The organism is Pantoea sp. 1B4 (assembly GCF_016925765.1).
Taxonomy (GTDB): domain Bacteria; phylum Pseudomonadota; class Gammaproteobacteria; order Enterobacterales; family Enterobacteriaceae; genus Pantoea; species Pantoea agglomerans.
This window is the reverse complement of record NZ_JAEUWZ010000001.1, coordinates 1,529,396-1,549,689: the sequence shown is the minus strand read 5'-3', so window position 1 is coordinate 1,549,689 and position 20,294 is coordinate 1,529,396. Positions and strand designations below refer to the sequence as shown.

The following is a 20,294-nucleotide window of genomic DNA, read 5'->3' as shown; positions in this document are numbered from 1 at the left end:
TTACCCTGCATCCTGTAGTTCGAAATGGCCGCTCTCCAGATCAACCTGAGTGCGGAACAGAAACGCCAGCGGATAAGGCACGCACCAGAGCCGCCCTTTGATCTCAATCGACAGCACGTTGTGCAGGCTGAGCGAGCCGAGATCGCTGACGCAGCGCACCTGTAAACCCTGCGGCAGGATGCGCGGCTCGAAGTGCAGAATGGCGTTGGTCATTTTGCGCTGCATATCCTGCCATTCGATATCGGAGACGTTCTGCCCGGCCAGCGGTGCCACACCGAAGTTCCAGACAGAGCGCTGCACCTGATCAAAGCCGCTCAGATCCTGCTGGGCTTCGTTGTTGATGGTGTTGAACAGCCACTGCAGATCGCGCAGTACGTGGCGGCGCAGCGTGCTGTGAGTGATCAGCATGCTGTTGTCCGCTTCCTGCTGTTTATCCGGCGCGTTGTCGGTCAGGCGATCCAGTAGCGAGGATTGCAGCTTGTCGCGGGCGGTTAACGCATCGCGCTTTTTGCGCGCGCGAAAGCCGCCATGCAGCTGGGCATAGCCGTCGTTTTGCGCGCCTGAATCATGGCTCATCGGCGGACTCAACGCTGTCAAACGCGACCTGCTGCAGGCTCAGCAGCGAAAATTCCGCGCTGTCGCTGAGCCACATTTTCTGCCCCTGACCGATGAACTGGTCCGGATCGTCGCCCAGTGGCTGCCATTCGGTGACGCTGGCGCGCAGAAAACGTTCGTCAGATGCCGCCAGCAGCGGATAGCGCGCCGGGATCTGGCACACCTGCTCACTGCCATCAACCAGCTGCACACGCGTGTGACGCCACACCAGATCGGTGACGCTGGCGGGTGCCTGAAACTGCATCTCACGAATGGCGGCAAACGGGATCCAGTAATAGCGGCCCTGACTGATAACTTCACACACTGGCCCGAAACGGCTGTCGCCATCCATCAGCCAGCTGAATGCGGTGGGCTGATCCTGCTGCGTCGCGGTGCCGGGATTGGCCGCCGCGAGCTCAAGCGCTTCAGCCCGCAGCGTGCTGCCGCGCGCGACATCACCCGCCGTTTCGGCCTGCAAGGCGGCCAGCAGCGTGTTGCACCAGTGCCAGGCGCTGCCCGGCAGCACCGGCTGGGCCTCGCCACGCAGCACCGCGTCACGCTGCAGCTCACCGGCGATCGCCTGTTGCAGCAGATTAACTGTCGGTTGCGCCTGCGGGCTTAACGCCAGCCAGGATTGCAGCTGCGTCTGCGCGCGCGCCCAGTTGCCGGAAAGACAGAGCAGCTGCACAAAGGCTGCCCGCAGGTCAGCATTCGCCGGATTCGCCTGAATCTGGCGGGTCACGTCAGCGAGCGTCTCGCCGAGGGTGGCGCTGGCCAGGCGGTGTTGTAAGGATTCCATGCAAACTCCTTTTGCGTCAGTTAAGAGTGCGGTAGACCGCAGCGGCGGGATCTTTCAGTTCAGGATGGAGTTTTTCCACCAGCTGCACGCTCAGTGCGGCATCGCCACTGATCCACGGCGACCAGACTTTACGGACTTCCTGCAGACGCGCCTGCAGCGCACTCTGATCGGCGGCTTCGCTGACGGGCATCTGCACCACCACCTGACGCGTTGCCTGCCAGCCGTTAAAGCGGTTGCTGAACGGCAGAATCAGCCAGCTATCCGGGGATTTTTCGTTGCTCAGCACCATGCGTTCACTGTTGACCGTGGTGATGTGCAGTTCAGCGGTGGGCGACTGATTGCTCAATCCCATCACCGGAAAACCCTGCAGGAAGGTCACGCCGACTGCCGCAGGTGCGCCGTTACCCTGTTGCGTCAGTCGGCTGTGTCCGCTTAGCCAGCCATCCGAACCACAGATCAGCCCCTGATTTGCCGGAACAAACAGCGCGCTGCCCTGTGCCGGGTGCTGCCACCAGGTACGGAAATGGCAGCCGTCCAGCAGACTGAATTGCAGCCACGGCGACGTGTCGGCCTGAGCGGCGTTGCGTAGTGCGTCTGCGGGGACCGCTGTAGCCGTCGGCTGGACCGGCTGAGTCGCGGGCGGCGTCACCACGGTTTTCCACTGCTGCGCACGGGCGGCGCTGCCAGTAGCAATTTCACTCCCCTGCGCATCGGTCAGTTGCCAGTGCAACTGTTGCAGCGGTTTACACTGCGACGCCATCAGTCCGGCAACGCGCGGCAGAAAATCTTTCAGCACCGTGGCGTTTTTTTCGCCAAGGGTGACGATGCGCAGGTTAATGGTGCTGTTACACCAGCTCGACAGCTGATTGTTTTTTACGTCATCAATCCAGACATCCAGTTTCTGTGCCGGGGACTGTACGATGCGATAGTTTTCAGCATAAGCCTGCGTGCTGAGCAGCAGCGCAGCCAGACCCAGTAATCCATATTTCATGTTGGCGTTCTCAATCTCGCAGAGGGAAGAACTGCGCCGCTTCAGAGAGCGAGTGCAGCAAGGTGGTGTCCTGAGGTGATCCAATCCAGACGGCCAGCGCACTGAAATTATCCTGCTGCCCCTGATCGGGCTGATCGTTCCTGATGATTTGCTGCATCAGCGTCAGCCACTCTTCCGGCGTATTCACCATGTGCAGCGACTGCTGCATCTGTTCCAGCGTCACGCCGTGCCAGAAACCATCGGTACAGAGTAAAAAAGGCGTCGCCATCTTCAATCCCGACCACCTCGCTGTAGCTGGCGTCGCGCTGCTCATCGCCCATACCCAGCGCAAAATAGAGCAGATTGCTGTTGATGCCTTCGGTGCGATGTCCGGCATCTTTCATCTGCTGCACCAGGCTGTGGTCGGTGGTGACCAGATAGAGATAGCCGCGACGGAACAGATAGAGGCGGCTGTCGCCTGCATGGGCCCAGCAGGCCAGATGGTAGTCGCGGTCGATGAACAGGCTGACCAGCGTAGTGCCCATCCGGCTGTGTTCGCTGCTGGCTTTCTGCTGCTGGCGGATGGCGTGATTAGCCTGATTGACGTAGTTACGAATCGACTGCGCATTGAGATGCGCATCGCCATCAAACGACTGCAGCAGGCTGCTACGGGCAATCGATGCCGCGATATCCCCGCCGGGAAACCCGGCTACACCGTCGCAGACCACAAAGCAGGCCGAGCGCTTACCGATGACATCACCGATCTGATCCTGGTTACTGGCGCGATCGCCCTGATTCGACGTCGAGGCAATAGTGATATTCATGCGTCATCCGTGTGGGTTTGTGAGTCTTTGTACTGATTAACTTCCAGGTCATAGGCGTGCAGGAACGCTTCACCAAACAGGGTGTGGAAATCATCTTCAATCTCGCCCGCCGTCTCGCCGTAGCGCTCAACAAAATGCTCCCAGAGCGCCGCTTTACGGCTGCCCGGCAGGCCGATACGTGATACCGATCCCGCCTGACGCGCCTCCTCCTCCAGCTGCTCCGGGTTAAAGGATTGCAGCATTGAGGCGATGATGGCGCGGATACCGGCGATCATGCCTAGCTGGTGCGCCTGCAGATCGATCAGCGCATCACGCACTGCCTGACGCGGCGGCATAAAGCCCGGCATCCGGCTGCCAAACATCTGCATTAAGACGGTTTTGCCCGAAGGCAGTAGCTTGAAGGGATTGTTGGCGTCGTCGAGGATCACCGTCATGTCAGCCTTCACACCGCGCTTGAGGATCGAACGCGATGAGAGCAGCGCCACCGTGCCCTGCGAAAACATGCTCAGCATCTGCCCGAATTGCAGCATCTGCTCACGGTCAAATTGCGGCGTCGGCTGCAGGTCGCGCAGACCCATTCCCTCCAGCAACGCATCCAGTAGTTCGCCCTTGAGAGCATCACCGCTGCTTTCGCTGGGTGTCGTCGGGTGCGCAGCGGCGGCATGGTGGCGACCGGAAGCTACGGGATCGATGCGCAACCGCCCTTTCGGCGTCGGGGATGGCGTACGCTGTACCGCCTGCGGCGTGGGCAGCGTAATTCCGCCGTAATCGATCTGTGGATTTACCGCGTCAGACTGGCCGGGCAGTTCCTCGTCAATCAGCGGTGTCTGCTGCTGTGCCTCAGGGTGAGGCTGGCTGTGAGTCTCATGCTGTGATTCGTCGAAGCTGAACAGCGGTGAATGATCCATGTCGGTCAGGCTGGCGGGAGCCTGCTCCGATGGATGTGCGGCCATCGGCTCATTTTTTGCCACCGGTTGAGGTGACACATGCAACGTGGCCGGTTTCGGCGTCGTCAGCTCCGGCTGCGCCAGCGGCACCGCGTTGCCCATCATCAGACCCAGCGGATCATCATGGTTGCGCACATCCGTGCTGCTCTCGCCGTCAAACAGGCTCAGCGGATCAAGTTCAGCGGCAGGCGTTTCAGCCTGCGGTGGCGCCGTGTTTTGCTGAGCAGACAGCGTGCTTGGCGTCCGGTCGTCAAAAATACTCTGCTGCCCGAACAGCGCATCGCCTTCATCAAACAGGCTGCTGTTTTTTGGCTGCTGACCATAATCCAGCGGCGCATCGTTAATCAGCTGAGCCAGCGGATCTTCCGGATTACGATCAGGACGAGCGGGCGCAGTCAGCGGATGGGCCTCAGGCATCTCTGGCGCAGCTTTGCGTTTAGAGAGATCGTCCGAAATCGAAAACTCTTTCGCCAGGCTGTCCCAGATTTCGCTGGGAATGGCGGCGGTGGTGCTGGCTTTTTCCGCTGCCGGTTCGCGAGCGGGTGCTACGGGCTGCACCGGCTCAGGACGCGGAACAGCTCTTTCACTCTGCGGTTGCTGTGCACTGTTGAGATCGCTGACCAGCAATTGGTAATCATCGATGCCCAGTATGTCTCCATCCTGCAGCTCAACCTGACGTCCGCGTTCCAGCGGAATATCGTTGAGTAACACGCGCGTCACATTGCCACGGTTGGTCAGGCGACATTCGCCATTTGCCGTGATGTGCACAATCGCCTGCAGGCGGGAGAGTGTGCGATCGTCATCCGGCAGCACCAGATTATTATCCACACCACGACCAATGGTGCCGCCGGGCGGAAAGAAATCACAATGAGTCTGCGGCGGCTGTTGGCCGGGTTTAGTCGTTATTATCGTAAAGCGCATAACGGATTCCTGCGGTTAGCGGTTCGGCATCTATACCGCGCACCTCTCGGGAAAGGCGCGGGGTATAGAAAGCGGGGGGGATTTAATTTTGGGAGTTGTTTTTATCTTAAATAATAGTGGCGATAAATTTATTAATTAAATTAACAGAGCAACTGCTTAATAAATTAAATGCATTACATCACAGCTTATAAATTTTCGAATTAAAATGGCATAACGTTAATACGGAAACGAATAGATATTTATTTTATATAAATCAGAAATGATTGGCCTGTTTGAATTTCATTTAAACAAGATCATCTGGTGGCAATAAGGCTTTGGCCTGACACTGCAACACAACATTCACCATCCACTATAAAGAGTGTGTCAGGCCGGGAAAGAAATGAGCCAGAGGCATAATCAATAAGGTAACTGCTTCAGAATCGCAGTGCGTTCCTGATCGAGACGGTCAATACAGAAATTTATGGCACTCTCATAAGCATCGCTGCCTTGTTCAGCGGCATAGGCTTCAAGACCGCACTGACTATCACGGTATTTAAGCCAGTTACGCTGAGTATCAACAAAGGCGCTTCTGTACTGGCTTGACTCCTCACCATGGCCCTTATAAATTTTCTCAATTCGAGCCTTCGCAGCCTTGTACTCTTTATTTAAATTCAGCTCTGACTCTGTTTTATTTTTTTCTGCACATTCATTAACTTCCTGAACGTTATTTCCCTTTGAGCAATCACTCATCGCGTGGACGAGGGGAACGTAAATAACTGAGACACACAGCATTAAAAATAAATAATTTTTCATATGAGATATCTATTTTTTATACTTATTATAGAGAGTTTTTGCATCCTGACTTTGGGAAAGCAACGTGCATTTCATCATATTGAAGTTTCCTGTGACCGAGCCAGTCAGGTTCATCTTCAGATACTCATTGATTAACTTATCACCATCACTGAATGCTTCAACAGGGAGATGACTTACCTCTAACCAGGCTGACGCGCTTTTAAATGCATCATCGGTGAAAGCCTTGTCAGTCGCAGCTTTTTCCTGCACAACGGTTCAGAAGCCAGTTGCTGAAAATCTCCGGTTGCTTAAAGGAGTCTGGCGCCGGTGGCGTTATCGCCAGCGCCGCAGGAGATAAAGTCAGAGCAAATAACATCAGGAATTTTTTCATTTCAGTATCCACAAGGAGGCAACATCAGGAACAAAACTACCATTTTCTGCGCCACCCAGGAAGTGACAGGTATCAGAGCAGATATTGCCGTTCCAGAGTGTCACGTGCCCACGGGCATTGCTCCAGCCACTCCCCTGAAACACAATAATCCCCTGTTTACCGTTAAATGAGCCGGGTTTTGGTGAGGTCACAGTCAGGTCTGGCTGACCAAACGCACCGACTAAAAAGTCCATCATATCGTTGACGCGAAACATATAACGCTTTTTGTCTTTACCCGTTACGGTCGCATAACGGCTGTTTGCGGGAACAGGAACACCAGTGTAATTAAGAACATAGCTCATTCTTATTGGGCAGGCATTCTCGAAAATTCCGGCGGTGATATTCGCCTCTACTTTTCCACCCAGTATTTCCCCCCACCTTCTCTACTCCAACATTGACTTCAGAGAAGCGATTCCAGGCGGCCGAAAACTGAGGTCTCAAATGTGCCATAGCAGAACTCCTTTTAAAGCCTCCCCCGAAGGGGAGGCGGCTATAAAACATTACGCTTCTTTGTTGCCTTTGATGTCCCAGCCGGCGCTGCTCTCTGCGCCTTTGCCGCCGGAAGAACTCTGCTCCCAGTACTGCTGCTTCACTTTAGAAGCCTGGAAGGAGTAGGTCATTCCCAGGGTGTCGCCGTTGTCGGAGCCATTGTAATTCACAGCGGTCACCAGAACGTCTTCCAGGGTAATGCGTGCATACTCAACCTGAGAGCCACCTGCTTTACAGATTGAGAGTTCAACTTTAGCGAGGTGTTTACCGCTTGCGCAGTTCTTCAGCAACGCCGTGGTGGATTTGTCGATCAGTGCATTGACGTGCAGGTCGTTGAAGTTAACCTTACCGGCGCCGCCGCCGCCGCCAACAGACATATTACCTGGCTGAGAAGCACCCCATGAGAAAGAGGTGATATCAGTCCAGCCAGAGTGGTTAGAGTCTTTAGACTCGCCGGTGACTCCGTCAACCTTCATAAACATATCAATAGCCATTATCTTTCACTCTTTATTGGTTGAGATTATTGCTTTCAAAAAAGCAAGGATATGGCAAAAAGAAAAGCATGGGGCTGAATAAAACAGTCCATATTTTACCTTTGCCTTGCTTCTGAAATATCGTCATAAACCATATTTCAGACGTCGTATTGCCAGTTATTTAACCAGGCAAAAATCAGTATGCGTTTTTCATGGCGAGGCCAACATCAATAACCTGATACCCTGCTGCATCCCGCGCTTTCAGGTGGTCATTTCATAGACATAATCCTGGCCGATAGTTTATAGTAGGCAGGCGCTTAAAAAGTTCACAGAAGGAATGAACATGAAAAAGATCATCTCACTTTTCCTGATAGTCGTGTTGTCGCTGCTTTCTCTTTACGTCATCGCTGATATTATTGGTTCGATATATCTGGTTGCTCGCTATGAAGAATTTACTCTCTCTTCTTCCGGTCTCATTGCCGGTAAAATTCTCTTTACCGCTGTCTGCCTGGCCTTTGTTTTTATTTTAATTAAAATAGCGCGCAGAAAGCCGGTTAATTAATTTGCTTCAACTTTTCTGCTACGGCATAAAGCGATATTGACGCCATCCATAGAAACATTAACCAGAACTGCGTTAACAATCTTTCCTCGCACTACAATACTCCAGTGAGAAAAGCTAAGAACCTGCACAGGTTATTAAAATAAGAGAAGAAATAAATACCAGAAGATAATGCAGCAGGTGCAGAGCTGACTTTTTAAGCATCCTGTCATCCTCTCTGACATTTATCTCAGCAACCTTTCTGTCAGCCATCAGGCGCAAAAACCTTTCGCGCCTCATAAACCTGTAATTCAGAGGATGAATGATGCCAGGTCATCCCCGGCATCACGCCTCCCTTTCAGCCCTTACGCATTATCATTTTTCAGCGACGGCAGCTTAGAGACCAGACGTAGAGAAACCGTCAGCCCTTCCAGCTGGTAGTGCGGACGCAGGAAGAATTTCGCGGAGTAGTAGCCAGGATTATCCTCCTGCTCTTCCACATTCACCTCGGCAGCCGCCAGCGGCTTGCGTGACTTGGTCTCCTGCGAGGAGTTAGCCGGATCGCCATCGACATAGTTCATCACCCAGTCGTTCAGCCAGCGTTCCATTTCATCACGCTCCCGGAAAGAGCCGATCTTGTCGCGCACGATGCACTTCAGGTAGTGCGCGAAACGGCAGCAGGCGAACAGGTAAGGAAGACGCGCGGCCAGACGGGCATTGGCGGTGGCATCAGCGTCGTGATATTCCATCGGCTTCTGCAGTGACTGCGCACCAATAAAGGCAGCGAAGTCAGAGTTTTTGCGATGTACCAGCGGCATAAAGCCATTTTTCGCCAGTTCGGCTTCACGACGATCGCTGATGGCGATTTCGGTCGGGCACTTCATATCCACGCCGCCGTCATCGCTCGGGAAGGTGTGGCACGGCAGATTTTCCACTGCCCCACCCGACTCCACGCCGCGGATTGCGGTGCACCAGCCATACTCTTTGAAGGAGCGGTTGATGTTGGCGGCCATCGCGTAAGCCGCATTGCTCCACGTATAGTTGCCATGATCGGAACCATCGGTCTGCTCTTCAAAGTCAAAGCTGTCGACCGGATTAGTACGGATGCCGTAAGGCAGACGCGCCAGGAAGCGCGGCATCACCAGGCCCAGATAGCGTGCATCTTCCGACTCACGCAGGCTGCGCCAGGCAGCATATTCGGTGTTCTGGAAGATTTTGGTGAGATCGCGTGGATTCGCCAGCTCCTGCCAGGACTCCATCTGCATCACTTCGGGCGCGGTGCCGGTGATAAACGGACAGTGCGCGGCTGAGCCGATACGCGCCATCTCACCCAGCAGCTCAACATCCTGCGGGCTGTGGTCGAAGTAGTAGTCGCCTACCAGGCAGCCAAACGGCTCGCCACCGAACTGACCATACTCCTGCTCATAAATTTTCTTGAACAGCGGGCTCTGATCCCAGCCGGCACCCTTGTAACGCTTCAGAGTACGACCCAGCTCCTGCTTGGAGATGCTCATAAAGCGGATTTTCAGCATCTCGTCAGTTTCAGTGTTGTTCACCAGATAGCTCAGGCCACGCCAGGCGCTTTCCAGCGACTGAAACTCCGGATGGTGAATAATCTGGTTCACCTGCTGCGACAGCTTTTCGTCGATCTCCGCGATCAGCGCCTGAATGGTGCGATAGGCATCGCTGGAGACGGTAACGGTGTTCTCCAGCGCCTGCTGTGCCAGGGTTTTCACCGCGCTTTCGACCGCGGCACGCGCCTGATCGCTTTTTTGGCCGGAACTCTTTATTCAGCAGCGCGCTGAACTCATCCTGACTGAAACTGGCTGCGCCCTGCGACTGCGGTTGTTGTGAAGTCTGCGTCATGCCTGCGGCTCCTTACCTTCAGTGGCCTCATCCTGCTTTGGCAGATGGGTCAGCGCCTGCAACAGCGTAGGATCCTGCAGCACCTTACCAATCAGCTCTTCCGCACCGTTTTTGCCATCCATATAGGTCAGCAGGTTCGCCAGCTGGGTACGCGCTTCCAGCAGTTTGCTCAGCGGCTCCACGTTGCGGGCCACCGCGTCCGGCGAAAAGTCATCCATGCTGTCAAAGGTCAGATCGATGTTCAGCTTGCCTTCGCCATTCAGGGTATTGTCTACCTGGAACGCGGCGCGCGGCTTCAGTGCTTTCATGCGCTCATCGAAGTTGTCGATGTCGATTTCCATGAATTTACGGTCATCAATGCCTGGCTGCGGCTCCAGCGGTTTACCCACCAGATCCGCCAGCACGCCCATTACAAACGGGAGCTGAATTTTGCGTTCCGCGCCATAAATTTCCACGTCATATTCAATCTGAACGCGAGGCGCGCGATTGCGGGCAATGAACTTCTGCCCACTGGATTTGCTTGTTGCCATGGTTTTCTCCATACATGATGCGCGGATAAAGTGTCACAGCAGGCGCGCAGGTCCCGCTGAGTGTGTGTGCGTCACGCCTGCTTAATCGCGACGTCCGAAAATGGTTTCCAGCTGATGTAGGCCGTCGGGTGCCAGTTCGCGGATGATCTCCAGAAAGTCGCGCTCGATTAAGCGCTGTACACGGTCGATCATCAGCGGGGCCGGATGACTCGGCTCATGCTGGGTGAAGTAGAGCTTCACTTTCTCCAGCATCAGCTGCGCGTCGGCGCGGGAACTGATCTGCACCGTGCGCCAGTCAGCGGCAGCGCGCGGGCTGGCCGGTGCAGGCGATGCCGTGGTTTCTGCGGGCTGTTCCACGGCGGCTGTGGGGATCAGCGCATTCAGATCGGTGGCCTGGCAACGTTCAGCGATCAACGCAATCTGTCTGCGCAGCTGTGTGAGTTCCGGCACCGCGGCTTCGCCCAGTCGTTCGGTCACGGTTTCGCAGATGGTCTGCAGCCGCTCATGAATCTGCAGCACCGCCTCAATACCAGGCTGGTCGCCGCGCGCCAGTTCGTCGATCAGACGCGGCAGGCCGCCAGGATAGTCCGCGACTTCGGTTTTACTGCCGTCGCACAGGGCGGCCGCATCGCGCAGCGTGATGCCGTCAGAGGGATAGCGCAGCAGCCAGCACTGACGCACCGCGCCGCTCAGATCAGTTTTGTCACCCAGCAACGCCAGCGCATTAATGCGGTAGAAGGGATCCTGCTCGCCGAACTCCTCCAGCCGGGGCCACAGCGGCTCCCAGTAGAGCAACAACGCCTGTTCAATCAGCTTCAGGCCCTGGGCATAGCCCGGCAGCCCTTTCAGTTCGGTCCAGGCGTGGGTCAGCGCCAGCATTACCCGCAAATCTTTGCTGCGCGCCAGCAGCGCTATCGCCAGCTTCTCGACTCTGTTCCAGTCGGCCGGTTCTGCCGGAATGATGGTATTACCGAACTGCTGCTCCGCTTTACCAGCGCTGGCCTGCTCCATCGCCTGAAAATCAGCGTGGTACTCCAGGTTATCGCCGCCGGGATTGTCCTCGCTGACCGGAGCCAGCAGAGCCTCTGTATTCATCGTCATGCGTGTCGCCTCAGGATTCAAACATCGGGGGGATAAAGTCCGTTTCGTCCCGGCTTTGCCCCTCCGGCCGGATCAAACAGCAATGAAAAGAGCTGGGCGGTAAAATTACCGCTGTGAACCTGGGTATAAAGCGGAAAACCGTCGCTTTGATTGGTCCACCAGAAACTGGTGTAGAACTGCGGGTCGAAGTTCTCGCCCGGCAGTGTCCAGTTCAGTGTCGAAGGGGTATCGCCATGCCCGATGACGTTGAGAATGTCTGACGTCTCGTCCGACTCCTGCGGCGGCTGCGGCTGAGGAATGCTGATCAGCGCCTGATCCAGCTGCTCCGGTGACCCGCCGCCCTGCACCACCCGCAGCAGCGTGTTGCCCACCTGCTGATACCACTCGCCGGAGCGCGCCAGCAGGGCTGGCGACCACTCGGCGGGCGTGAAGTGGCGCAGTGCGCAGAGTGGGTAGTTACGGCCCACGCTGTCACGCGCGGCAATCAGGCAGCCCATCTGAATCAGCTGGCTGCCCAGCATCGGCGGCACCACAAAATTCCAGACCGGCGCGTTAAGGAACGGGCGCGACGGGGCGTTATCACTCTCCTGACTGCTCTGCCAGTGATGCAGGCCCACCTGAAACCAGCTGGACCATTGGCGATAGAGCACGTCCGGGAAGCGGCGCTTCACAAAGTCACCCGCGCTGGGCACTTTGCCGTACCAGCAGGGTGCAGCGTAATGAGTCATTGTCGGGTCCTGTTTCAGGGGCAGCTAAAGCCGGGAAGCTGGAACGGGTTACGAATGCTGCCAGGGGTGAACGACAGCGTGACCATATGACCGTCCACGCTGAAACTCGCTTCGCGGGTCAGGCCGCCTGCCGCTGTCAGCCGGGCGCGGTCAAAGAAGCGATTGAGCGCCCAGGGACCGCTGGTGACCAGCGTGGAGGTGGTGCCGTTGGTCAGACCCAGCTGCATCCGCACCTGGCTGGTGCCGCCGGGGCCGGGCCAGCTGACCATCTGTACCGCCTGCGGTCCGTGGCTGTAGCGTAAAATCTGCCCATCCACATCCAGCGTCAGGTTAAGGATGTCGTTATCCATTTTTACCGTGCGCAGCGTGACGCGGAAGCCGGGCGTGGTCGCACCATTGGCAAAGAAGGCATCGCGGATTGACTGCGCCTGCTGGAAGGGCCGCAGCAGGGCTTCGCCTCCCGGCAGGGTTTTACCGTCAATGCCCGGCGTAAAGCGCCACGCCGCGTTGGTGGTGTCGACTTTGCTGGCCAGGTTGTCGCGGAAGAAGCTGTCCATCATGCCGCTGCCGGGTGCAAACATCCGCGCCAGATCGTCTGGTGTGACCTCACTGCGCGCAGAGCGAACCAGCGGATAGCGACCGGCGATCGCCTGGCGGCAGAAACTGCCCACTTCCATGGTGATGCGTTTGCGGACGTTATCCATATCGCGGCGCTGTGCGTCGCTGCTGGCACCCACCGCCATGCTGGAAACCATGTTCTGCAATGAACCCGGCAGACGGCCGGCACTGGCCTGCAGACGACTGATGGCATCGCTGGCCGGTGGCGGCATCCCGCTGTTCGCCGCATCCTGCACGGCGGTAAGGTAGCGATAGAGATCGTCAATCTGATGCAGGAAGTCATCCACCGCCAGCACCTTACTGCCCTGCTGCAGCGGCTGGGCCAGCTCCAGAACCGGCGCAAAGTGCAGCGCGACGGCCTGCTCCGGGGATGCCTGAGTAGCGGCCTGTCCGCGCGCGGCACTGGCCTCGGGCGAGGTAAACAGCGCTTCAAGGGTGCGGGTGGCGCTGTTATCCGACGGCTTTGCTGCCTGCGCAGTTTTCTCATCCGGCTGCGCCCGGTTCAGCGTCAGCAGACCACCGAGGTTGATCACCAGCTGGCGCAGCGGCGAATGGTTGCCCGACAGCAAACGGGCGGTGTTGATGCGTTGAGAGAGATCGGCGCTGCTGTTGAGCTGAATGTCACTGAGAAACTGCTCCCACTGCCGGATATAGTCCTGCACGTAGAGCTGGCGCACCGCAAGATCCGTCTGCTCACTTTTCTGCTGCGGCGCCGCGCCGCCCAGCACCCAGAGATCGTCCTGATACAACGCCTGGGTCACCGGGGCAATCTGCTTATCCACGTGCTGCCAGTAGCCATCCGGCGTATAGAGACCCGCCACACCGTCATTGACCGATTTACCGCTTTTGCGGGAAAACACCAGCTCGCTCTGGGGGCCACCCAGCGCCGCCAGCGTCACCGGCTGCAGGCTGTCATCACGTTGCAGCAGGCGCTTCAGCCGCCCATAGACGCGCTGTGACAGCGGCATCTGATTAATCAGCGCCTGCTCGCGCTTTACCAGCGCTTCATCCTTCGCATACGGCGACGAGTGAATCTGCGTCTCCAGCAACTGTTGCAGGTGCCACGCCAGTTGTTTCACCTGCTGCTGAGTGACGTTCTGCGGCAGTTCGCGTGACAGGTTGAGCATCAGCCACGCCTGCAGGAATTTGCCATCGTAGTGCTTTGGCTGATAGAGCATCTGATACGCCTTCAGCGCTTCATAGCTGTAGTCAGCATCACTGCCGTTGTCATTACGCAGCCAGCGGGTGATGTTCTGCGCCACCTGCGGTAACAGCAGCTGTTTCAGTGCCTTGTCGTAGAGCGCACGGGTGGCATCGCTGACCTCGGTGCCGCGATAAAGCCCCATGCGGCGCGTCAGCGGCGGTGCTTCCAGCGAGAAGTCGGCGCTCTCCGGCAGGTGCAACAGAGTGTTGAGATAAGGCACCAGCGCAAAGAGATCGCCATTGACCTGCTGCTGAAGCTGATCGCCCAGTTGTTCAACCTGCGGCGCTTTAGCGGCCATCTCCTGCAGATAGGCTTTGTTTTTACTGTAGCTGGTGAGCCACAGCGCCCCGGCCACCAGCAATATCAGCAGCAGCGCCAGATAACCCGACCAGAGCCCGGCGCGGTTGCGCAGCTCCCACCAGCGGTTGCTGCCCGCCAGACCGGACTCCTGGAAAATCACATTTTCCAGCACCCCTTTCAGGAAGAAGCTCTGCCCTTTGTTCTGCGGGATGGGCGACTCTTTATCGACCTTATCCCAGCTTCCTGACTCGCCAGCCTGCTGCCCCGGCAGATTCAGTGCGCGGTTCAGCTCGCCCATCACCCGGTCAAACGGCAGTCCCTCCCGGGTGCCGCTGGCAAAGTAGATACCGCGCGGTGCGAACTGGGTTTCAAAATCGGAGCGGGCAAACAACGTGTCGAGCGCGTCTGCCAGCAACGGTCGCAGCGCCGCAAACTCCTGCGGGAAGAGATAGCTCTCTGCCCGCGCCTGCGCGTCGCTTTCCGTCAGCAGCCGATCGGCCAGTCCGGCATCCAGACGCTGTTGCAGCAGGGAGTACTCCTGCTGGAACTGGTTATTAAGTTCGAAATCGGCGGCGGACGCTTTCGCCCAGGGAAAGGTGAATCCCCAGATTTGTTCACGCTGCGCTTTATCCAGCGAGGCAAAGTAGCTGCGGAAGCCTTTGAGCAGATCCGCTTTGGTGACCAGCACATAGACCGGGAAACGGATGCCAAGGCGATCGTGCAACTCCATCAGCCGCTGACGCAGGGCCAGCGCCTGATTACGCAGCGCCTCGGGCGACTGCGACAGCAGATCGGAAACGCTCAGCGTGACGATCACGCCGTTGATCGGCTGACGTCCGCGATATTTACGCAGCAGGTCGAGAAAATGATGCCATTCGCTGGCATCACGCTCCTGCTGACTCTCCTGGGTACTGTAGCGCCCGGCGGTATCGAGCAGCACCGCGTCATTGGTGAACCACCAGTCGCAGTTGCGGGTGCCGCCAATGCCGCGCAGCGCCGACTTGCCGAATTTATCTGCCAGCGGAAACTGCAGCCCCGAGTTGACCAGCGCGGTGGTTTTACCGGCACCGGGCGCGCCAATGATCATGTACCACGGCAGCTGATAGAGATACTGACGGCCAAAGCGCTGTGCCCAGAACGGCGTGCCCTTGCTGCTGTGGCGCTGGAAGTGCGCCTTTTTCAGCATGTCAGTGGCTTCAGAGAAACGCCCTGCCAGCACCTGCTCTTCACTGGTCAGGCGCTGACGATCGGCTTCCGGCGCATCGCTTTTGCCGGTTTCGAGGCTCGACATCAGCTTGCGATTGAGCCAGATGTTATAGAGCCGTGGAATCGCCTGGCCTAAGCCCCACACCAGATAGAGCAGCGCGATACTGATAATGCGGTTCTGCTCCGGCTCAAGCGGGCGCGAATCGACGATTGAGAACACCGGGCCAATCACCCAGATGATAAAAGAGAGCGCGGTAATGCCGACAAAGCCCCACGCGAGGCGGCTGGTCAGCACCGCAAACAGAATATTCAGCATGGATCAGTTCCCTCTCGCCAGGCCGTTGAGTTCGGCATGCGTCGCATCCGGTGCCACCAGCAGGGTAATTTCAACACGACGATTACGTGCGCGATTTTCTGCGCTGTTATTAGGCACCAGCGGATTGCTTTCACCGCGCCCTTCCGCTTTCACCCGTGACGGCTGCGCCAGCTGCTGTTGCAACAGGGTCTGTACTGACCGGGCACGCGCCAGCGAAAGCTCAAAGTTGGAGGCGAAGCGGGCACTGCGGATCGGCACGTTATCGCTGTAGCCAATCACCTGAATCTGGCCGCTGACATTGTTCATGGCAGCAGCGATGCGCTGGATTACGTCGGTGTAACGTCCACGTACTTCGGTGGCCGCCGAGGCAAACAGTCCGTCCCCTTTCAGCGTCACCACGCTGCGGTCCGCTTCGTCACGCACCGCTACCAGCCCGGCATCAATTTCCGGTTTCAGGAAAGCGCGCAGATTCAGCGTGGCGGGTGGTGGTGGCGCAGGGTTGCCGATCTTCACTTCCGGCAGCGCCGTCTGATAGATACGGGCCAGTACCGGCGAGGTGTAATCGCCGAGACGCCAGTTGAGCACGATATAGAACAGGCAGGCCGCCAGCCCCGCCACCGCCGCACAGGCCCACAGCGGGATCATTGGCCGCCACAATTTGCGCAGGACCGGCTGATCGGTGGGATGCGGAGACAGCGCTGCTGCATAATTGCCACGCACGCTTTTGATCATCTGCAGCAGGCGCTGTTTGATGGTCTCCAGCTGCGAGCGACCGTTGTCCAGCACCCGGTAGCGTCCTTCGAACCCCAGCAGCAGGCAGAAGTAGATCAACTCCAGCATCAGAATGTGGCGTCTTGGGTTCTGCGACAGCTTAGCCAGCAGCTGAAAAAACTTTTCGCCGCCCCAGGTTTCATTGTGAAAGGTGACCAGCAGACCATTGCTGGTCCAGACGCCGCGGCTGCCCCACGGCGTCAGCGCCGCCGCCTCATCCAGCGCGGTACAGAGACAGTATCGCGCGCCGATGATCACTTCATAGCCCAGGCCTGACTGCTGGCAGCTCAGCTCGAAGCGCCGAATCTGATCGATCAGCTGCTGACGCAGCTGCGCCGGGTCTTCATGTGATACCGAGTGACGGATCTGAGGAATGGCGTTAATCAGGGGGTTGGCCGCCGCGACCAGCACATTCTGATGGCTGGCCTCCGGCGCAAGATCGCTGTGTGATTTTTGTTGTTCCTGCATCATGCTGCGTGCTCAGTTTATGATTCTGACTGACTACGAATGGCCCAGAACTCCATGTTCAGACCTGGAAACTCACCGGCAAGATGCAGCGCAAAAGCGCCCGAGCGCTCCATCTCTTTCCATAGCTCGCTGTTCTTATCCAGTTCGAAATAGCTGTATCCGGCATGCCACGGGATCTGCGGCGGCGCGCCGGGCATCGCCCGAAGTGCCAGACCGGGCAATTGCAACTGCACCAGATCGCGAATTTTGCTGACCGGGGCGACTTTCATCTGCGCCGGGAAGTGGGTTTTGAGGGTGTCGGCTGGCACGCTGGCTTTCACCGCCAGCACAAAGCCAAACTCATGCACCATACTGCTCTCCGGCACGGTCGCGACGTTAAGACCGTGCGAGCGCTGAATCAGCGGCAGCTGAATCGCGCTCTCTTCCATCACCTGGGACAGCCCCTGACGCAGCAGCAGTGACAGGCGGCTAAAACAGCTGTGCAGATCGTCATGATCGTAGAGCGGCAGGCCATCGGGCGCGCGGGCTGGCGTCCAGGTACTGAGCTCCGCCGCCAGTTGCAGCCAGTGGCTGTAGAGCGTTTCAGGATGCAGCAGCGGCAGATGTTGCAGATGAGTGTGCAGGCCAAGCTGACGATTGAGCAGCGCCAGCAGCATAAAATCGACCATATCCGCGCTGTTGAAACGACCGGTGCCCGGCGCACGCTGACTCAGCTGCTGGCTGCGTTGCTGGATCAGCCCGTGCAGATCGTTGAACATGTTTTGCAGCGGACGGCTGCTGTTAAGCGTCAGCATCGGCGGGATGTAGTCGCTGTCGAGCCGGATGTGGTTGTCGCTGCGTTTTTCAATCACCTGAGCCACGCCCATGGCGGTCCACTCGGCGGTAAGATCCTGTTCCAGCATCAGCCGCAGACGCAGCTTGCCGAACTGCACCGTGGCGCTGCCCACGGCCTGGGCATTGTCATCTTCCACTTCCGCTTCCCAGGCGAGGTAGCGCGCCAGAGAATCCTGCGACTCCTGAAAGGCCACCGCTTCGCGGCCATTGCGGCGTGCCGGAATGGCCAGCACCACTTTGCTGCGGTCAACGGAGGCAGGCAGATCAAGCGGGGCCGGACCGTGCTGTGGCTGGCTGAAAGCAAAAAACGTGCCGTCAGGCAGACAACCGCTGGCGGCGCTCAGCGCCAGTTTCCCCTGGCGCAGCAGCGCTTCATCGAACTCCAGATCGTAAAAGCCCCAGGTATAGGCGCGCTGCGACTGGCCCCACTCACGCAGGGTGCTGAGAAGATAATTTTCAGACTGCTGGAAATGGTGAGGACGCAGAAACATCCCCTCGGTCCAGACCACCTTTTCGGCTCTGTTCATAGACATCACTGTTTTTCCACGCGAAGGCCGTTAATCCCCGCCACGATGCGCGCATTCAGCTCACCATCGTCACGCTTCCAGAACGCCCAGAATGAGGGTGATTCGCCTTCGGGAACCGGCAGCGACAGTCGCCAGACCTTGCCATCCAGCGCCTGATATTCCGCCATGATGCCGATGAAGCGCGCCTCGGGCAGACTCTTAATCCGCAGCGTTTTATGGGGCTGAGTGGAAGTCAGGAAGAACTGTTGCGTATTGAGTTGCGCATTACCCAGCGCGGTAGCGGACTGGTTTTGCAGGGAGTAGAAGTCAGCCGACATAAATTCCGCATCGGAGGTCAGTAATACCACCCGGATTTTCAGCGGCGCACCGCCGTTAACCTGGTTTTGCGCCTGAACGTCCAGGTTGTACCAGGCAACGGGCTGTGGAGTGCTGCTGCACGCGGTCATCAGCCACGTAAGCAGCACTATCAGCGCCCCACGCCATTGCGTTGTTGTCATTATCCCGCCCTCCCTGCTTAGTGCGATTAGTTAATAATCCAGGTTCCGTTAGTGCTGTTCTGGCAGGCGGTGCTGTCACCGTTTACCGCAACACAGGTTTTCTTCTTGCTGCTGCGCACCCGGCGCTTCGGCTGGTCAGCCTTGATCGTCTGATCGTAAAGCTCGCTTTTCACCACGGCGCGAAACGGCACATAGCCGGTCAGCTGAACGGTTGCCTGCGGTGCTGCGGAGGACGCTGACTCTTTAACGGCACTGCTGGCTTTACCCGGTTCAGGTTCTGCTGACGCCTGAGCGGGTTCACCCAGCGCCAGCCAGTTGTTCTCTACCTGACCAATCACGGTGTAGCTTTCGCCGGTTTTCAGCGTCTCCACCACCTTGCCGCCAAAACTCGGATGGCTCATCACTGAAGCGGGATAGAGCGCACGGTAGGTTTCATTGACCGGGCTGAACTGCGCAGGCGGTTTAACCGCATAACGGTGACTGATCACCACGCCATCCACGGTGCTGGTGACCAGCGTGTCATCCGTCATTTTTGGCGGCGTTTTACAACCCGCGACAGAAAAAACAAACATCAGGCCTAACGCAATACGGAGCTTCACCATTTTTTTCATGTTGTGTTCCATTCATATCCTGGAGAGTGGCCAGAGGCCGGTTGTCAGTAATGAAAATCGGGGATGTGGTGCTGAGAGAGCGCCACTTAGTGCCAGCCTAAAAGAAAAACCTTAAGCAAATAGCGTTAAAGTGCCATGGCGTGGCACGTTAACAGATCAACTAACGTTAACTATTAAAAAGCAACTCTGGCGACCGGGACGGGCGCAGGGAGAAATCTGAGCTGGCGATAAATGATCAGAAACATGATCTATTTTTTTCCGTCAGATTGGATGAGGCAGGCAAAACCCAAGCTTTACTTATGCCATCCCTGGCCGAAAAACGGACATATTGACTCAGATTTACACTTGTGACGCTATTCGCTGACAAAAGAAAAAAGCGCAGCGCAAAGACTGATTTTCCTGTTTTTACGATCACATTCAGTAAGTTACAAGATGTGTATAAGCTCATAGCTACCGCACGAGCCAGGTATATCCTGCCCGTAGGTATGAAATCACAATTCCTTTGTAAACATAAGCTGCGAGTTTACAGAAGATTGACAAAATTTCAACGGGCCACTTTCATAAGATTTTACTTAAGTAAAGTTTAAGTAATTTACTTAGTGCAAATATGTGTTACTTTTAATCACTTGCTTAGGATTATTCCTAACAATATGAGTAACTATGAAGTATTCTTACACAGAAACCAGATCCCTCTGTAGTCAGCATTAAAAAAACTCATGTAAAAAATGGCGCTGTTTCACCAGACCGTAATGAAGGTTAACGGCGAGGTGACCGTAATACGTGGCAGTTTTTAGCGTAAAAACAGTGAGATAATGATTACAAATCAGTAAGTTGTTTCATTATGGGACGGTTCAGAAAGGGCTGAGGATGAGGTGGTCGTGAAGCGAGGTAAGCGAAGCGCAAAACGGCCCGGCGTCGCTTTAAGAAAGGACTGATTAATTGTTCTTTATCGGCATTGCAG

The 20,294-nt window shown here is 56.7% G+C and carries 16 protein-coding genes and 3 pseudogenes; 1 reads left to right on the top strand and 18 read right to left on the bottom strand.

All coding sequences use genetic code 11. The features are described 5' to 3' along the window. From tssE to JNO11_RS07500, 9 genes and pseudogenes are all read right to left on the bottom strand, one after another. Positions 1–576 carry a type VI secretion system baseplate subunit TssE gene (gene tssE, locus JNO11_RS07540; RefSeq protein WP_010246069.1) on the bottom strand — a complete coding sequence of 192 codons (576 nt, stop codon included), beginning with the start codon at positions 574–576 and terminating at the stop codon, positions 1–3. Beyond that, entirely contained in the window at positions 566–1,393 is an 828-nt protein-coding gene (locus JNO11_RS07535) for a type VI secretion system accessory protein TagJ (RefSeq protein ID WP_325177127.1), read from the bottom strand. Before JNO11_RS07535 ends, tssE begins: the two co-directional genes overlap by 11 nt. A gap of 16 nt (positions 1,394–1,409) precedes the next feature. After that, positions 1,410–2,384, bottom strand: a complete 975-nt coding sequence (locus JNO11_RS07530) for a hypothetical protein (RefSeq protein WP_187501386.1) — start codon at positions 2,382–2,384, stop codon at positions 1,410–1,412. 10 nt (positions 2,385–2,394) lie between these two features. After that, a pseudogene (locus tag JNO11_RS07525) lies at positions 2,395–3,187 on the bottom strand (protein phosphatase 2C domain-containing protein). Continuing rightward, positions 3,184–5,055 (bottom strand): type VI secretion system-associated FHA domain protein TagH, encoded by a 1,872-nt coding sequence (gene tagH / locus JNO11_RS07520; protein ID WP_264366913.1) that lies wholly within the window; start codon positions 5,053–5,055, stop codon positions 3,184–3,186. Before tagH ends, JNO11_RS07525 begins: the two are co-directional and overlap by 4 nt. 396 nt (positions 5,056–5,451) lie before the next feature. After that, positions 5,452–5,847, bottom strand: coding sequence for a lysozyme inhibitor LprI family protein (locus tag JNO11_RS07515; RefSeq protein ID WP_223565580.1), 396 nt, complete (start codon positions 5,845–5,847; stop codon positions 5,452–5,454). Positions 5,848–5,856: 9 nt separating this feature from the next. Further along, positions 5,857–6,096, bottom strand: a complete 240-nt coding sequence (locus JNO11_RS07510) for a T6SS amidase immunity protein Tai4 family protein (protein ID WP_325177126.1) — start codon at positions 6,094–6,096, stop codon at positions 5,857–5,859. A gap of 117 nt (positions 6,097–6,213) precedes the next feature. After that, a pseudogene (locus JNO11_RS07505) lies at positions 6,214–6,706 on the bottom strand (type VI secretion system amidase effector protein Tae4). A gap of 50 nt (positions 6,707–6,756) precedes the next feature. Continuing rightward, positions 6,757–7,239, bottom strand: a complete 483-nt coding sequence (locus tag JNO11_RS07500; protein ID WP_031592956.1) for a type VI secretion system tube protein Hcp — start codon at positions 7,237–7,239, stop codon at positions 6,757–6,759. Between the two features lie 322 nt (positions 7,240–7,561). Here JNO11_RS07500 and JNO11_RS07495 point away from each other — a divergent pair, with 322 nt between their 5' ends. Beyond that, on the top strand, positions 7,562–7,780 hold the full coding sequence (locus JNO11_RS07495) for a hypothetical protein (RefSeq protein WP_033786069.1): 219 nt from the start codon (positions 7,562–7,564) through the stop codon (positions 7,778–7,780). A gap of 341 nt (positions 7,781–8,121) precedes the next feature. On the opposite strand, the pseudogene tssC reads toward JNO11_RS07495, so the two are convergent. The 9 genes and pseudogenes from tssC to JNO11_RS07450 form a co-directional block, all read right to left on the bottom strand. Beyond that, positions 8,122–9,622: pseudogene (gene tssC, locus JNO11_RS07490) on the bottom strand (type VI secretion system contractile sheath large subunit). After that, a complete protein-coding gene (tssB, locus tag JNO11_RS07485) occupies positions 9,619–10,152 on the bottom strand; it encodes a type VI secretion system contractile sheath small subunit (RefSeq protein ID WP_010246114.1) in 534 nt (177 codons plus the stop codon). The pseudogene tssC and the gene tssB overlap by 4 nt, the downstream one beginning before the upstream one ends. 81 nt (positions 10,153–10,233) lie before the next feature. After that, positions 10,234–11,247: a type VI secretion system protein TssA gene (gene tssA / locus JNO11_RS07480; protein ID WP_325177651.1), complete on the bottom strand. Its 1,014-nt coding sequence runs from the start codon at positions 11,245–11,247 to the stop codon at positions 10,234–10,236. A 23-nt stretch (positions 11,248–11,270) separates the two neighbouring features. Then, positions 11,271–11,981, bottom strand: coding sequence for a type VI secretion system-associated protein TagF (tagF, locus tag JNO11_RS07475; protein WP_325177125.1), 711 nt, complete (start codon positions 11,979–11,981; stop codon positions 11,271–11,273). Between the two features lie 14 nt (positions 11,982–11,995). Next, complete coding sequence (gene tssM, locus JNO11_RS07470) at positions 11,996–15,625, bottom strand: type VI secretion system membrane subunit TssM (protein ID WP_325177124.1); 3,630 nt, start codon at positions 15,623–15,625, stop codon at positions 11,996–11,998. 3 nt (positions 15,626–15,628) lie between these two features. Next, positions 15,629–16,864 carry a DotU family type VI secretion system protein gene (locus JNO11_RS07465; RefSeq protein WP_029519008.1) on the bottom strand — a complete coding sequence of 412 codons (1,236 nt, stop codon included), beginning with the start codon at positions 16,862–16,864 and terminating at the stop codon, positions 15,629–15,631. 17 nt (positions 16,865–16,881) lie between these two features. Then, positions 16,882–18,225 carry a type VI secretion system baseplate subunit TssK gene (tssK, locus tag JNO11_RS07460; protein WP_010246132.1) on the bottom strand — a complete coding sequence of 448 codons (1,344 nt, stop codon included), beginning with the start codon at positions 18,223–18,225 and terminating at the stop codon, positions 16,882–16,884. A 5-nt stretch (positions 18,226–18,230) separates the two neighbouring features. Continuing rightward, the gene (tssJ, locus tag JNO11_RS07455) at positions 18,231–18,725 is read right to left on the bottom strand and encodes a type VI secretion system lipoprotein TssJ (RefSeq protein ID WP_111533695.1); all 495 of its coding nucleotides are present in this window, start codon (positions 18,723–18,725) and stop codon (positions 18,231–18,233) included. 23 nt (positions 18,726–18,748) lie between these two features. Continuing rightward, positions 18,749–19,345 carry an SH3 domain-containing protein gene (locus JNO11_RS07450; protein ID WP_122458836.1) on the bottom strand — a complete coding sequence of 199 codons (597 nt, stop codon included), beginning with the start codon at positions 19,343–19,345 and terminating at the stop codon, positions 18,749–18,751. Positions 19,346–20,294 lie beyond the last annotated feature (949 nt).

What these genes read in the sequence shown, in the direction of transcription:
- tssE (WP_010246069.1), bottom strand. Translation starts at nt 576, where the DNA reads ATGAGCCATGATTCAGGCGCGCAAAACGACGGCTATGCCCAGCTGCAT.
- JNO11_RS07535 (WP_325177127.1), bottom strand. Translation starts at nt 1,393, where the DNA reads ATGGAATCCTTACAACACCGCCTGGCCAGCGCCACCCTCGGCGAGACG.
- JNO11_RS07530 (WP_187501386.1), bottom strand. Translation starts at nt 2,384, where the DNA reads ATGAAATATGGATTACTGGGTCTGGCTGCGCTGCTGCTCAGCACGCAG.
- tagH (WP_264366913.1), bottom strand. Translation starts at nt 5,055, where the DNA reads ATGCGCTTTACGATAATAACGACTAAACCCGGCCAACAGCCGCCGCAG.
- JNO11_RS07515 (WP_223565580.1), bottom strand. Translation starts at nt 5,847, where the DNA reads ATGAAAAATTATTTATTTTTAATGCTGTGTGTCTCAGTTATTTACGTT.
- JNO11_RS07500 (WP_031592956.1), bottom strand. Translation starts at nt 7,239, where the DNA reads ATGGCTATTGATATGTTTATGAAGGTTGACGGAGTCACCGGCGAGTCT.
- JNO11_RS07495 (WP_033786069.1), top strand. Translation starts at nt 7,562, where the DNA reads ATGAAAAAGATCATCTCACTTTTCCTGATAGTCGTGTTGTCGCTGCTT.
- tssB (WP_010246114.1), bottom strand. Translation starts at nt 10,152, where the DNA reads ATGGCAACAAGCAAATCCAGTGGGCAGAAGTTCATTGCCCGCAATCGC.
- tssA (WP_325177651.1), bottom strand. Translation starts at nt 11,247, where the DNA reads ATGAATACAGAGGCTCTGCTGGCTCCGGTCAGCGAGGACAATCCCGGC.
- tagF (WP_325177125.1), bottom strand. Translation starts at nt 11,981, where the DNA reads ATGACTCATTACGCTGCACCCTGCTGGTACGGCAAAGTGCCCAGCGCG.
- tssM (WP_325177124.1), bottom strand. Translation starts at nt 15,625, where the DNA reads ATGCTGAATATTCTGTTTGCGGTGCTGACCAGCCGCCTCGCGTGGGGC.
- JNO11_RS07465 (WP_029519008.1), bottom strand. Translation starts at nt 16,864, where the DNA reads ATGCAGGAACAACAAAAATCACACAGCGATCTTGCGCCGGAGGCCAGC.
- tssK (WP_010246132.1), bottom strand. Translation starts at nt 18,225, where the DNA reads ATGAACAGAGCCGAAAAGGTGGTCTGGACCGAGGGGATGTTTCTGCGT.
- JNO11_RS07450 (WP_122458836.1), bottom strand. Translation starts at nt 19,345, where the DNA reads ATGGAACACAACATGAAAAAAATGGTGAAGCTCCGTATTGCGTTAGGC.